Annotated in this window: 12 protein-coding genes; 4 read left to right on the top strand and 8 right to left on the bottom strand. The window is 41.3% G+C overall.

Features of this window, described 5'->3' with window-relative positions; all coding sequences use genetic code 11:
• Positions 1–17: 17 nt before the first annotated feature.
• The 4 genes from ACXIUD_RS16865 to ACXIUD_RS16850 all read right to left on the bottom strand — a co-directional run bounded on the left by ACXIUD_RS16865 (position 18) and on the right by ACXIUD_RS16850 (position 2,335).
• Positions 18–776 carry an SDR family NAD(P)-dependent oxidoreductase gene (locus ACXIUD_RS16865; RefSeq protein WP_458053821.1) on the bottom strand — a complete coding sequence of 253 codons (759 nt, stop codon included), beginning with the start codon at positions 774–776 and terminating at the stop codon, positions 18–20.
• 76 nt (positions 777–852) lie between these two features.
• The gene (locus ACXIUD_RS16860; RefSeq protein WP_458053820.1) at positions 853–1,305 is read right to left on the bottom strand and encodes an RES family NAD+ phosphorylase; all 453 of its coding nucleotides are present in this window, start codon (positions 1,303–1,305) and stop codon (positions 853–855) included.
• A 10-nt stretch (positions 1,306–1,315) separates the two neighbouring features.
• Positions 1,316–1,804 (bottom strand): antitoxin Xre/MbcA/ParS toxin-binding domain-containing protein, encoded by a 489-nt coding sequence (locus ACXIUD_RS16855; protein WP_458053819.1) that lies wholly within the window; start codon positions 1,802–1,804, stop codon positions 1,316–1,318.
• A gap of 54 nt (positions 1,805–1,858) precedes the next feature.
• Entirely contained in the window at positions 1,859–2,335 is a 477-nt protein-coding gene (locus ACXIUD_RS16850; RefSeq protein WP_458053818.1) for an N-acetyltransferase family protein, read from the bottom strand.
• 110 nt (positions 2,336–2,445) lie between these two features.
• Between ACXIUD_RS16850 and ACXIUD_RS16845 the strand changes: the two genes are divergently transcribed.
• On the top strand, positions 2,446–3,234 hold the full coding sequence (locus ACXIUD_RS16845) for a type III pantothenate kinase (protein ID WP_458053817.1): 789 nt from the start codon (positions 2,446–2,448) through the stop codon (positions 3,232–3,234).
• On the opposite strand, the gene ACXIUD_RS16840 is transcribed toward ACXIUD_RS16845, so the two are convergent.
• Complete coding sequence (locus ACXIUD_RS16840) at positions 3,210–3,908, bottom strand: peptidoglycan DD-metalloendopeptidase family protein (protein WP_458053816.1); 699 nt, start codon at positions 3,906–3,908, stop codon at positions 3,210–3,212. The two genes, ACXIUD_RS16845 and ACXIUD_RS16840, sit on opposite strands and share 25 nt — an antisense overlap.
• A gap of 122 nt (positions 3,909–4,030) precedes the next feature.
• Between ACXIUD_RS16840 and ACXIUD_RS16835 the strand changes: the two genes are divergently transcribed.
• Complete coding sequence (locus tag ACXIUD_RS16835) at positions 4,031–4,975, top strand: pyridoxal-phosphate dependent enzyme (protein ID WP_458053903.1); 945 nt, start codon at positions 4,031–4,033, stop codon at positions 4,973–4,975.
• Positions 4,976–5,034: 59 nt separating this feature from the next.
• On the opposite strand, the gene ACXIUD_RS16830 is transcribed toward ACXIUD_RS16835, so the two are convergent.
• The 3 genes from ACXIUD_RS16830 to ACXIUD_RS16820 form a co-directional block, all read right to left on the bottom strand.
• A complete protein-coding gene (locus ACXIUD_RS16830; RefSeq protein WP_458053815.1) occupies positions 5,035–5,811 on the bottom strand; it encodes a DUF3050 domain-containing protein in 777 nt (258 codons plus the stop codon).
• 326 nt (positions 5,812–6,137) lie between these two features.
• The gene (locus ACXIUD_RS16825; protein WP_458053814.1) at positions 6,138–7,586 is read right to left on the bottom strand and encodes an aldo/keto reductase; all 1,449 of its coding nucleotides are present in this window, start codon (positions 7,584–7,586) and stop codon (positions 6,138–6,140) included.
• 23 nt (positions 7,587–7,609) lie between these two features.
• The gene (locus tag ACXIUD_RS16820) at positions 7,610–9,049 is read right to left on the bottom strand and encodes an APC family permease (protein ID WP_458053813.1); all 1,440 of its coding nucleotides are present in this window, start codon (positions 9,047–9,049) and stop codon (positions 7,610–7,612) included.
• 240 nt (positions 9,050–9,289) lie between these two features.
• On the opposite strand from ACXIUD_RS16820, the gene ACXIUD_RS16815 reads away from it, so the two are divergent.
• Positions 9,290–12,223: an SNF2-related protein gene (locus tag ACXIUD_RS16815; RefSeq protein ID WP_458053812.1), complete on the top strand. Its 2,934-nt coding sequence runs from the start codon at positions 9,290–9,292 to the stop codon at positions 12,221–12,223.
• 171 nt (positions 12,224–12,394) lie between these two features.
• Positions 12,395–13,249, top strand: a complete 855-nt coding sequence (purU, locus tag ACXIUD_RS16810) for a formyltetrahydrofolate deformylase (protein WP_458053811.1) — start codon at positions 12,395–12,397, stop codon at positions 13,247–13,249.
• Positions 13,250–13,346: the final 97 nt, after the last annotated feature.

Here is a 13,346-nt window from a genome sequence, read left to right as displayed (position 1 = left end):
TGGAAGTTTGCATGGTATCAATGCACGTAGGAACCTGCATTGATATCAATGGTGCAGCCGGTTGCATGGTCCGCTAATCCCGAACATAGTAGGGTCACCATTGGTGCAATATCTTTTGGTTCAGTCAATTCTTGTAAAGCAATGTCATTCAAGGCATAGGCCTCTCCGTATTGGTCCATAAAGTCCTGCGCCATATCTGTGCGGGTAAAACCCGGTGCAATGATAAATGCTTTGATGCCGGATTTGCCGTAGTAGCGGGCAATGGAACGTGTATAACTCACGATTGCTGCCTTGGATGCCGCATAGGCTAAATATTCAGGTGTATCCCCTCGGAAAGCCGCTCTGGAAGAAATGTTGATAACTCTGCCATTCTGATTTTCCACAGCATGCTCGATAAATTCCTTGGTGATAATTGCCAAAGCATTGATGTTTACATTCATTGTCTGTAGCCAAGTTTCTGTCCACTCCTCTGTTGGGGCATTGTCAGGTATAGAAATGGCTATCCCTGCGTTGTTGATAACTGCATCGATCTTTCCAAATTTTTCAGTCAAGCCTTTGAACCAACCCTTAACCTGGTTTAAATCTGAAAGATTGCAGGGTACGAGATGACTTTCTCCTGGAATTGATTCTTGGAGTTTTTTTGCTTCCGCTTCATTTCGGTTGTAATGCAAGAGCAATGTTGCTCCTGATGTGGATAACTGTTCGGCTATTCCTTTTCCGATGCCCCTCGAAGCTCCTGTGACCAATATTCGCTGGCCTTTCAATGATACTTGCATATGAATGTGAGTTGATTTTTTGGTAAGTTATGAAAAGCCTTGATTCATCTGAAATACTTTTCCATAAGATGTATAGCTAAACCAAAAAGCTTACTGGCTCTTTTCCGATCAAAGACACCTGATTCAAAAAATCAGCATGCAATGGATTCACTAGTAAATTATGCTCCTGTGGATAATTCACCAAGGGGATCCTACAGGAGGGAACCTTTAATGCAACAGTATCTTTTTGCTGAGCCCAATAGGTCCCCATGTATTGAGTGCTTTTAGGATGAGGTCTTTGTGTCCAATCTTCTGGAAGATCTGCACTATCCACATAGGGGATTTCCGTATGAATTTCAAAAATCACCAAGGACCATTGGCTTTTGGTGACTATGGGTCCTCGGATACTCAGCAATTCCAGAAAGTTAAGTGATGTATGGCTACAAGCATAAATCAAAGGTGTTCCGTACTGATTCCATCTTCCCGAACCAGGACCGTAACCTAGGGGAGTTCTCCCTGGTAGATTCTCAATAAGTCTGTAGTATCTCACTGTGGATAACTCAAAAAACAGAGCCCCATGACATGGCATCCAATGCCTGATCCACCAAATCAATCCCTCGAGGATGCAACAAGATATCCACAGGCTTTTGAGAGCCTAAAGCCTCATTGATGGTGTGGAGCCATGTAGAGAACAACTCCTCTGATCCAAAAATACGTATGCCTTTAGCAACTATCTTATCCATATCCTTGATGCTTTTGGTCAATAACTTAGTCAATACTCGATCCTCTTTTTTCCAGCGAACTAAGGTGCTCGGGTCTACCTCCATCAAAACCGCAATCTCTGCCTGGGTGTATTGGAAATAATCAAACAAAACCATGGTCTCTGAAAGACGAAAGCGCTCCTCTACCAAAGACGGCTCAGCTACTACAGAATATCCTTTGTCTTGCTTAAAGAAATACTGCACCTGCTGACCTTCTTCAAAAGAAGAAACATCCTCACGCTGTGTAAGTCTTGAGGGAAAGGGATATTTGTAAGAAGAATAACTCATACACAAATTTATCAATAAATTCGTAATTGCAAAAAAAAATTATTGCTTTTGCAATTATTTTAGAATCTCACGGATTTGATAATCTTGTAAATTACAGTTGATCCATTCTCCATCTAGGTCAGCACCATATTTTTTATAGAAATTGATGGCAGGTTCGTTCCAATCCAAAACTTGCCAAGTCATTCCAGAGCATCCATCATCTAAGCATTTTTGCATAGTTTGATCAAAAAGGAGTTTGCCAGCTCCATTGCCACGTTCGGACTCGGTTACTACAATATCCTCTAGATACAAACGCTTTCCTTTCCACGTGCTGTATCGGTAGTAATAAATGGAGATTCCGATGATAGTTTCTGTACGTTCGTTGACCGCAACATAGAATCCGAATACTGGATTTGGGCCAAAGCCGTCTATTTCCATTTTTTCCACCGTGTTGATAACTTGTTCGGGTGCCTTTTCATACAAGGCTAGCTCCTTCACCAATTCCAAAACCCTTGGCAGGTCTTCTTTTTTTCCTTCTCGTATTTGGTACATAGCAGTTAATTTTAGCGGAAGGTGGGGAATTCTTGAAAAAAATAAAAGCAGGAATGTATAATCGGAGATTTTCATACATCACAGACGTCTTTTATTTCTAACTTAGGGCCATGTTTTGTTCAATTGATGCAGGGAACTCCAATATTGTATTTGGCTTTTATGATGAAGTCAAACAGACTTGGATTCATGAATTTCGAGTAAAGACTTCCAAAAGACTTACGGTGCTAGCGTTAGAAAAAGCAGTGCATTTATTTTTTTTGGAAAATGCTATCAAAATAGATGAATTATCGGGAGTGGGCATATCTTCTGTAGTACCGGAAGTCAATCAGGTATTGCAGCAATTCTGTTCCGAATATCTTGGTAAACCCTGTTACCTGATTTCCTCGGACTCCTATCCTGCATTATCTGTGAAAACTGCCCGTCCCAATGAAATCGGTTCGGACCTGATGTGCAATGCCTTTGCTGCATTTGAGCGTATGGCAGGTCCTTGTATTGTGGTAGACTTTGGTACTGCTCTGACATTTACCGTTATCGGTGAAGATGGTCAGATTTTGGGAGTAACTATTGCTCCTGGCTTGAAGACTGCTATCAAATCTTTATTTTCCAATACCTCCAAACTTCCTGAAGTTGAGCTTCAGTTGCCAGATTCTTTGTTGGGCAAAGATACCGTGCATGCAATTCAAGCAGGAGTATTATACGGATATGTAGGCTTAGTCAAAGAAATGCTCAAAGGAATCCAGTTGGAGCTAGGTTATCGTTGTCACATCATCGCTACTGGTGGGCTTTCTTCTATCCTGACCCCCCTTCAGCAAGAGTTTGACCTAGTGGACCGCTACCTTACTTTGGAAGGGGTGCGACTGATTACCATAGCCAATCAAGTCAAAAAAGGAATCAAATAAGTAGGGTCAGGACAAATTGCTTTGAATTTTTCCTGATCTCTATGTGAACAAACCCCTGGAAAGTCGCCCCAATTTCCCAACATATCCCACATCAATTGCAAATGTAGATGCGGTGGCCAATCACCATTTTCGGGGAGAGGTCCTACATGGGCTATTTTCTCTCCGGCCTTGATCATTTGCCCTACATGGATATCTTTCAAATCTTCCAAACAGAGGTGTCCATACAATGAATAGAGTGTATGGTTGTGTATACTATGCTCCAAAATGATGGTAGGCCCATAATTTCCAAAGCCGGCATTGTCCTGAAAGCTGTGGATAACTCCATCCAAAGGGGCAAAAATGGGAGTAAAGGCTGCTGTCCAAATATCAATACCCATGTGGATATCTCTAAAATCCGCCGCACCTGTGGCGAATACCTGACTTCTCTTGTAGATGGCTCTATGCTCAAAGTAACCTCCAATCCCAAATTCTTTACCTGCTTGGCGGAGTTGCTCAAACACAAAATCATTGAATGCTTTGGTATCGGATAGGTTTACTCTTTGGAGTTCTGTGTTTTTGGGAGAGAAGTCCATAACTTCTGTATTCTTACGGTTCAATACCTGACCTAGGACAGGAAAAGTGGTTGCTTCTGCCAGATAGTCTTGGATATTCGGATAGTTTGTGGATGCCATCATGGCTCAAAATTATGGCAAGTTCACAATCGCCCATAGCCACTGCTGTAAAAATTCATTGCTTGACTTTTTATTTGAAGCATCTGTTGAAGTATTTTGTATTTTCAAGCATTGATTTGACGTCTATGAAATTTCCAAGTCTAGCAGAAATACAGGCTGCGCACGAGCGAATACAGCCATTTATCCACCGTACGCCTTTATTGAAGTCTTCGGCCATCAATGAGATTGCTAGCTGTAAGATTTATTTCAAATGTGAAAACTTTCAGAAAGTAGGGGCTTTCAAGGCAAGAGGTGCGGCCAATGCGGTAATGAAGTTGACACCTGAACAGAAATCAAACGGAGTAGCCACCCATTCCTCAGGAAATCATGCCGCCGCCTTGGCTCGTGCGGCCACGGTAGCCGGTATTCCTTCCTATATTGTAATGCCTTCCAATGCGCCTGAAATTAAGAAGAAGGCGGTAAAAGGTTATGGAGGTGAAATTATTGAGTGTGAACCAAATTTATTAGCTAGAGAAACTACCTTGCGGGCTGTTGTGGAAAAAACAGGGGCCACCTTCATTCCTCCATATGATTTTATGGATGTGGTGGAAGGGCAGGCTACCTGTGCTTTGGAAATGTGGGAGGAAGATATTCCATTTGATACGATTATGGCACCAGTGGGTGGGGGAGGCTTATTGGGAGGAACAGCGCTTGCCACCAAATATATTTCCCCAACAACACAGGTGATAGCGGGAGAGCCCGAAGGTGCAGATGATGCCTATAGATCGTTTCACGCAAGAAAATTGATTCCTATGGAAGGTCCAAAGACCATATCAGACGGCTTATTGACTTCCTTGGGCAACATAAATTTTGCCATCATCATGGAATATGTAGACGATATATTAACGGTAAATGATACCGAAATCATAGAAGCAATGCGCTTGATCTACGAGCGTATGAAGATAGTCATCGAACCCAGTTGTGCTGTCCCTCTGGCTGCCTTACTCAAAAATAAAGAGCGGTTTGCAGGTCAAAAAGTAGGTATTATCCTATCTGGGGGTAATGTAGATTTAGCTAAATTGCCTTTTTAACAACAATAGCGCAGTTTTATGCGCTATTGTTATTTTGTGTACAACCAAATTGAATACAATTAAACTGTTTGGAGGATTTGTTCATGGATGCCATCCCAAAGCACTTTTCGCACTTTCAATGCTTCAATGGCTGCATTTGTTGTTTCTTCCCATTTGATCGGATCATCTCCACACAGGTCTTCCAACATACGCATGGCTAATGGCCCATGATGGTCTTCGTCCAAGTGAATATGTCTGTCAAAATAGTATTCCAAGGTTTGTAATTTTTCAGGCTTGGTGCTAATCAGGTCATTGACCAATTTTCTGAACATATCAGGAATCAGATCTTCTCTTCCCAAAGTAAATGAAGCCGCAATTTCGTGCGCTTTTCCATTTTCTACCAATGCATAGTTGGTCAATAAAAACTCTTTGGTGCTTTCTGGGATCTCCATCCACATCAATAAGGCTCTGAAATCCTTTCCAAAATCCAAATCAGCGATCAGGCGCTCGATTTTTTGAGTATCAGCACCTGCTTCTTTCATAGCTGTAAGGTACAGTTCGAAGTGACTGCAATAGCCACCTTTGCCATCTTCATCAGATTCCTCAGCCAAGACGATGTCATTAATCAAACGAGTTACTAGTGGATTACCGGATGGTCTCCAAGGTAAACTACTGCCAGTTAATTTCAATTGTAGCGCTTTCAATAAGCTCATAAAATCCCAAACTGCATACACATGCTGCTCCATGAAAAGCTGGAAATCTTCCAAGGTTTTCATATCCTGATAAATAGGGTGGGTCAACAATTCCTCTCGGTAAGGCGCTATAGCCTGCATCAAGTTCTCAATATTTGGATTCATATTTCAAGGGGTAATTCTTGTTGTAAACTTGAAATACGGAAAAATGATTTCCATAGGATGAGACTTAGCGCACATTTTTCAAAAAATAGAAATAAAATGTATCACTTATGTAATAAAATGTGATGGAAATCAAATAGTTCAGTCAATTTTTATGATGTGTGGAGTCCTCGTACCAACTGCATAGAAAATGTTTCTCGCCACGACCGCAACGGATAACGCAACGTACACAAAGCCTTATTTCAATTTATTTCCATCATATTTTTACCTTATTTCAATCCCTCTTGCTCCACAGTATCCTACTATCCAAAATCCCAATATCTAACCTCTCACAAAACAGCATCCGCCTCAATCTCCACCAAGTAACCTTCACCCACCAATTTGGCTTCCACCAAGGTATTGGCAGGCTGGATATGGCCAAATTTTTTCCCATGAGCCCGGGCAATAGGTTCCCAATCGGCTATGTTGTTTACAAAAATCCGTGTTCGGATGACATCCTCCAACTTCCCTCCCAAGGATTCAATGGCCGCTTCGATTTTGTCCAAGACAAATGCTGCTTGTGCCCCGGCATCCCCTCCTCCGATCAATTTACTTTTATGGGTTGCAGTGGTGCCTGATACTGCGATGGTATTTCCCTTGCGTACAGCTCTGCAATAGCCTGCCATGGGCTCCCAAGGTGTACCGCTGAAGACTTTAATGGATTCATTAGGTCCTTCTACTGCCTCAAAAGTTTTGGGAATGTATTCCAAATGATGACTTAAATCGCCTGATGCCGTCAAAAATGGGGGCTTTCTGTACTCATCTCCACAATCTCCAGGTATAGGTTTCAACAATTCCCGCGCTGTGGATAAGTCTCTTTTGTCACTTGCATCCAACTCAAATTCAAAAAGCCTCAAGGTGTCGTCTATGTGAGCGCTTTCGCCTAAGCGAGCACCGATGATTACCCCCGCTACATAAGGTCTATCCATGATATATTTGGTAGCGACATTTGCGATTGATGCTTGGTGCTTTTTACCCACTTCGTGCAAAATATCTAATACTTGCTGATATGCCTGCCAACCTCCTGCAGCATCTATAAATCGCTTATACTTCATCTGTGACCAAGTAGCAGATGTGGATAAGTCTGGTTCGAGACTGTTGAGCCATTTGTTACTCAAAAATCCACCAGCCAACGTTCCATAGGCGAATAATTTGACACCATAGGAATTGCAGACGGTGGACATTTCCAATGATGCTCGCTCATCCAAGATCGAATGAGAAACCTGATTACTAACCAATGGAATACCCGAGGCGCAAGCGATGCGTAGGTGGGCTGCATCAAAATTGGTCACGCCCAATTGTCCGATCAAACCTTCATCCTTCAACTCTTTCAGCCAAAATAGTTGATCCAGCCAAACTGGATCTAAGTAATTCCAAGCATGGTATTGAAGTAAGGAAATTTGCTCCACCTGCATGCGATCTAGGGCCAACAAAACTGCTGCTTTTGTTTCCTCAAAACTTGACTTTCCTGGCTTGGGAACCCACTTGGTTAAAAACACCGCATTTTTACCTAAGGGATGTTTTTGTCGAAATTTTCCAGCAATAATTTCAGATGAGCCATAGTGATCTGCCATATCAAAAGTAGTGAGGCCCGACTCCAAATAAGGGGCCATGTGCAAACTTGTAATCAGAGGGTCCAACATTTTGCCATCTCGTTCTAAGTCGGCAATCTGCCAAAGGCCAGTTAAGGCTCTGGAAATGGTCAGTCCTGGTGCTAGTTCGGTGTATAAATGTTGCATAGTCTTGGGCTTTTTAAAAATAGTTAGTGAATCTGTTTGAGCTTGTTAAATTTAAGAAAGAAAATCGTCGAGGCAAGTGTCATGACCAATATCCACACATAGGTTGAATGAAAATACCAAGCATCCACCTCTGAACTCACATCTTTGTAGGTGTGGATAACTAAGAAAAATCCGATAACGACAACACCTGTCCAAGCCATGATTTTGCGTGTGGATAACTGTTTTGCGAGTAGTAGTTTGGCTGAAATAGCAGGACTGAAGCTGTCAATTTTGGCTAAGGTGAGGCAAATCAAGAGAAAGTTGACCATCATGGACGTTACCATAATGTCGATGCCTAAAAAGAAATTGCCTGCAAAATGACTTCCCAACACACCCACACTGGCAACAGCTCCACTGATGATAAGAGCATTGTAAGGCGTTTGATTTGTTTGGTGCACATGAGACAGCATTTTGGGGAAAATCCCATCCTCAGCCCAAGCAAATACCAATCGTGACACCGAGAGCAGCATAGCAGGGAGATCATTGATCAGCGCTATCGCTGCACCCGCCACGATCAAAATGATTAGGTAATCAGGTAAAAGTGGTGCAAGTAAGCCAGGGGCAGTAATGTCCCGCTGATTGGCCTCCTGTGCCACATATTCCCATGGGACGGTATTGTAAACAGCCATGGTAAACAATACATAGTACAAACCAACAATTCCAATCGTCAGACCTATGGCGACTGGTAAGTTTTTTCCCGGGTTTTTAGCCTCACCTCCTGCCTGAGCAATGGAATCAAACCCAATAAAGCTTGCAAATAACAGTGCTCCGGCAGAAAGAAATGTGGATAACGTGAATTTTGAGGTGCTCTCCATTACAGGAAAACTCCCTGTGTTATCCATAATGGCTTGTGTGAAATCCTCTTGATTAAAATAAAACCCAGTAAAAATCACCACTGCACCCATTCCAAACATGAGGATCATTAAGGGGATAATTGATTTTTCATACGATTTGAGACCTTTGATATTTATCCAAACATAGAGCCAAATCAAGAGTAAAGCCAATCCTACCCGAACCAATCCGGTTTCCAATGCTTGTGCGAGTCCCATCCATTGGAGTGCCTCAGCAATATCTCGCAGAAAAGGAATCGTAACATAGGCCACCACTCCGATTACGATGGAGAGTCCAAACCATTGAGAAAAGGAGGCTACGAAACCCAAATAGGGATGAAGACCTCGGCTGGCATAGATGTAGCTTCCTCCTGCTTTGGGCATGGCTGTGGCGAGCGCTGCGTAAGCATAGGCTGCAAACAATGCAGGAATGGCCGCAAAGAGAAATGCAGGCAAGACCCAAGCGCCTATCCCTGGCACATGTTTTTGAATCATAAAAGGGACCACATTGATGGAGGCCCCAAGCATGGAGCATACTCCTGTAGCCACCAAACCAGTAAGTCCAAGTTGTCTTTGGAGTTTGTTGTCTGCCATGTATGGTTGTTCTAGGCAAGCAAAATCCTAAAAGTTTGAATCAAATCAAAAAAGTTGCGAGGACTAATTTGATTAAAAGACAACATTAAATCCTATACCAATTGCTTGCCCGAAAGAAAAGCCAATTCCTTTGTTGATTTGTTTTTTTATTTTCTTGAATTATTCCGTATTTTTCGAACTAGTTTCAATTGAAAAAACCCAAATAAATTCATTTTCAGCCTCTTTTGAGGGATTCAGCCTATGAAAGTTTCTGCCGAGCAACCGTTTGAAATTGTTTACTCTATATTTAGTCATGAGTTTTTGGGGCTATTATTTGAGTCTTTTGCAGTTCAATTGGATGAAAAAGGCCGCTTATCCTATGCCTACCAAAATATATCCCATGTCAATGCCAAGGAGTTTGCAGCTGGTCTGGATGAAATGGATTACAAGCTTATTCAATGGATGGACGACATGCAGCAAGATGCTGTTGTGAAGAAATTCAACCCGAAGAAGTTGAAGGCAAAGGAGTTTTTGAGGAAGATTTATGATCCAAAAACAGGAAATAAGGTCATACAAGAGCAAATTGAAATCAAATTAGAACATATTCGATCGAAAATCCTGGAAAATTTATCAGGTAAGCGATTGTTTGAAATGGGGAATGATGGGAATCCTACTTGGAAGGAAATAGAAATATTGCCTGATAAAGCTTCTGTTTTATTTCACTTCCGTAGAAATGAAGACAACACGCATTATTTTCCTACCATTAAGTATGGAGGGCAAAAACTAGAGTGGCAATATAAAAATGCGTATTTGATCTGTCATGAGCCTGCTTGGTTGGTGCTAAATGGACAGCTTTTTCATTTCGAAAAGAATGTGGATGGACACAAGCTGAAACCATTTTTAAACAAAAAATTTATTGTCATTCCAAAGTCAGTGGAAGAGCAGTATTACAAGAAGTTTGTGCATCAGCTTGTTGCTTCTTTTGATGTATATGCCGTTGGGTTTGATATCAAAGTAGAACGTTCTCAACCAGTGCCCTTTTTGTGTCTATCTGAATTAGCCTCGACTCCTAAGAAGGACTTATTTGGAAATGATGTAGATGATTCCGAAGAAGACAGGATTGTATTTGATTTGCAATTCAGCTATGGGGAGTATACGTTCCGAGCAGAAAATAAGGTCAGTACCAATGTAGAGGTTGAAAAAATAGGGGACAATTATATTTTCCACAAAGTAATTCGAGATTTATCCAAAGAAAAATATTACACAGATTTTCTGGATAAGCTAGGTCTGAATCTAAAAAACGGGCGTATCTCCCAACCCAAGTCTATTGGATTTGGATGGATTAATGCTAATAAGTCCGTAATCGAAGATTTGGGAATTTCTATCAGACAAGCAGTCAATGCCCAAGGAAAGCGCTATTTTATTGGTTATGCACACATTTCTGTAGAAGTCAAAGAAAACATAGATTGGTTCGACGTACATGCACTGATTAAATTTGGGCCTTTCTCCATTCCTTTTCAAAAAATCCGAAAGATACTTCTCCAAGGAAAAACAGAATTTGAATTGCCTAATGGAGAAATCGCAGTCATTCCCCACAGCTGGTTTGTCAATTATTCCGAAATGTTTGCTTTTATGGAAGATGTGCCATCTGAAAATGAGGAAAATAAACTCATTTTGAAAAAGCATCACATTTCCCTTGCGCAACAGTTGCAGGAAAATAATTTAGTTCAGTTGACGCTTAGCAGGAAACTGGAAAAATTGAGAGATTTCAGTCAAATCCAAGATTATCCCCTTTCTCCTTTTTTCAAGGGAGAATTGAGACCATACCAAAAGGCAGGATACAATTGGCTGCGTTTTTTGAATGAATATAAATTTGGAGGATGCTTGGCAGATGATATGGGCTTGGGTAAGACGGTGCAGACCTTGGCCCTCTTAGCCCATGAAAAAGAGCAAAACGAGGGCAGCACCTCCTTATTGGTGATGCCAACTTCTTTGATTTACAACTGGGAATTGGAAGCCAAGAAATTTGCTCCCAAACTCAAAATTCTGACCTATACCGGAACTCAGCGAATCAAGGACAGCAAGCGCTTTTCCCGGTATGATTTGGTACTTACTTCGTATGGGATCACTCGTATGGATGTGGATATCTTGAAGGAATTTTACTTTAATTACATCATCTTGGATGAATCTCAGGCCATCAAAAACCCTGGAAGTATCATATCCCGTACTGTCAATGAGTTGCATTGTCGTCAGAAGTTAATCTTAACAGGTACTCCTGTGGAAAATGGTACCATGGATCTATGGTCGCAGATGAATTTTATCAATCAGGGCCTTTTGGGAAATCAAAGTACGTTTAAAAAGCAGTTTTTGCTGCCTATTGAAAAGCATTATGATGTGGAAAAAGCCGGTAAGCTGCATGCCATCATCAAGCCATTTATTTTGAGAAGATTGAAGTCTCAAGTGGCTACCGATCTCCCTGAAAAAGTTATCAACATCAAATATGCCACGATGACTCCTGAGCAAGAGGAGGCATATGAGGAAGTCAAAAGCTATTACCGGGAAAAAATTGTTTCTGAATTGGGATTACCGGGTCTCAAAAACCAACAGTTTACGCTTCTTCGAGGCTTAACCCAATTGAGACAAATAGCCAATCACCCAAAATTAACTAATAAAGAATACCAAGGTGATTCCGGGAAACTGGAAAACATTATCCACATGGTGAGGGAAACAGCATCTGAGGGTCATAAAGTACTGATATTTAGTCAATTTGTTCGGCACTTGGCTATTGTGCGGGAATTTTTGGATCAGGAAAACATCAAATATGCCTATTTGGATGGAATGACCAAAGACCGACAAGTCCAGGTACGCGCATTTCAGGAAGACGATTCGGTAAAAATATTTTTGATTTCCCTGAAAGCAGGAGGAGTAGGGCTTAACTTAACCAAAGCAGAATATGTATTCTTGCTCGATCCATGGTGGAATCCAGCTGTAGAAGCCCAAGCTATAGATAGAGCGCACCGTATAGGTCAGGAAAATAAAGTGATAATTTATAAATTCATCACACGTAATACTGTGGAAGAAAAAATTATGGCTTTGCAAGAGCGTAAAATGGCCTTGGCTGATGGATTGATCAGTACAGAGGAAAGCTTTATGAAGAGTCTGAGTAAGGAGGATATTGAGGCCTTGTTGGAGTAGGTATTGGTATCAATTGTGATGATATAAAATTTGGCTATCGAAAATATCTTGTAAGGAATCACGAAATCTATTTATAGAAAAAAAACGATTGTAACTTCCAAATAATCAGAATTCTCCATCAAGGAATGGATATATTAGGAAAATTAGGATAAGGATTTTTAATTTGAAACTATGAACAAAGCAATTATCACCATTCAATGCCCTGATCAAAAGGGGATTGTGGCAACGGTTTCTGATTTTTTGTATAAATATCAGGGCAATATTTTAGAAGTCGATCAGCATGTGGATGAGGAGATCGGCATGTTTTTTATGAGGGCAGCTTGGGAATTGGAAAGTTTTGCACTTCCCAAAGAATCCATCGCTTCGTCTTTTCAAACAGAAGTAGCCGAACGGTTTGGGATGTCATTTGAGCTGCATTTCAATACCCAAAAGCCGAGAATGGCGATTTTTGTTTCCAAACTCTCTCACTGTTTGTTTGATATTCTCAGCCGTTATTACTCTGGGCAATTTGATGTGGAGATTCCTCTAGTGATTTCCAATCACTTGGAATTGAAGAAAGTGGTGACTGCCTTTCGAATTCCTTTTTACCATCTCCCGATGGATAAGACCAATAAGGTTGAAGTCGAACGTCAGCAAATTGAGTTGTTGAAGCAGCATCAAGTTGACTTTATCGTCTTAGCCCGGTATATGCAGATATTGAGTGGTGATTTTATCAAGGCTTTCCCCAATCAGATTATTAATATCCATCATTCATTTCTGCCAGCTTTCGTAGGTGCAAAGCCTTATCATGCAGCCTATGAGCGTGGAGTCAAAATCATTGGCGCTACGGCACATTATGTGACCGAAGAGCTTGATGCTGGGCCAATCATTGAGCAAGAGGTGGCTAGGGTTAGGCACCATAACTCTGTGAGTGACTTGGTGCAAATTGGTCAGGATGTGGAAAAAGTAGTGCTTTCCAAGGCCATCAAGTACCATTTGGAGCGAAAAGTATTGGCTTATCGGAATAAGACAGTGATTTTTTATTAATCCTTGTTTGAGGCACAGTGGAGCTATTTTCTAAAAATTAGGCCTAAGCTTTCGATTATGATCGAAATTTTAGGTAGAAATTTTCGAATAGAAATTT

This window comes from Mongoliitalea sp. (genome assembly GCF_054166905.1).
Note: the sequence above shows the minus strand (reverse complement) of the source record. Positions and strands in the feature narration are given on the sequence as shown.

Excerpts from the sequence above, each read along its gene's own strand:
- ACXIUD_RS16845 (WP_458053817.1), top strand. The coding sequence starts at position 2,446 with ATGTTTTGTTCAATTGATGCAGGGAACTCCAATATTGTATTTGGCTTT.
- ACXIUD_RS16825 (WP_458053814.1), bottom strand. The coding sequence starts at position 7,586 with ATGCAACATTTATACACCGAACTAGCACCAGGACTGACCATTTCCAGA.
- ACXIUD_RS16865 (WP_458053821.1), bottom strand. The coding sequence starts at position 776 with ATGCAAGTATCATTGAAAGGCCAGCGAATATTGGTCACAGGAGCTTCG.
- ACXIUD_RS16835 (WP_458053903.1), top strand. The coding sequence starts at position 4,031 with ATGAAATTTCCAAGTCTAGCAGAAATACAGGCTGCGCACGAGCGAATA.
- ACXIUD_RS16855 (WP_458053819.1), bottom strand. The coding sequence starts at position 1,804 with ATGAGTTATTCTTCTTACAAATATCCCTTTCCCTCAAGACTTACACAG.
- ACXIUD_RS16830 (WP_458053815.1), bottom strand. The coding sequence starts at position 5,811 with ATGAATCCAAATATTGAGAACTTGATGCAGGCTATAGCGCCTTACCGA.
- ACXIUD_RS16820 (WP_458053813.1), bottom strand. The coding sequence starts at position 9,049 with ATGGCAGACAACAAACTCCAAAGACAACTTGGACTTACTGGTTTGGTG.
- ACXIUD_RS16840 (WP_458053816.1), bottom strand. The coding sequence starts at position 3,908 with ATGATGGCATCCACAAACTATCCGAATATCCAAGACTATCTGGCAGAA.
- ACXIUD_RS16815 (WP_458053812.1), top strand. The coding sequence starts at position 9,290 with ATGAAAGTTTCTGCCGAGCAACCGTTTGAAATTGTTTACTCTATATTT.
- ACXIUD_RS16850 (WP_458053818.1), bottom strand. The coding sequence starts at position 2,335 with ATGTACCAAATACGAGAAGGAAAAAAAGAAGACCTGCCAAGGGTTTTG.
- purU (WP_458053811.1), top strand. The coding sequence starts at position 12,395 with ATGAACAAAGCAATTATCACCATTCAATGCCCTGATCAAAAGGGGATT.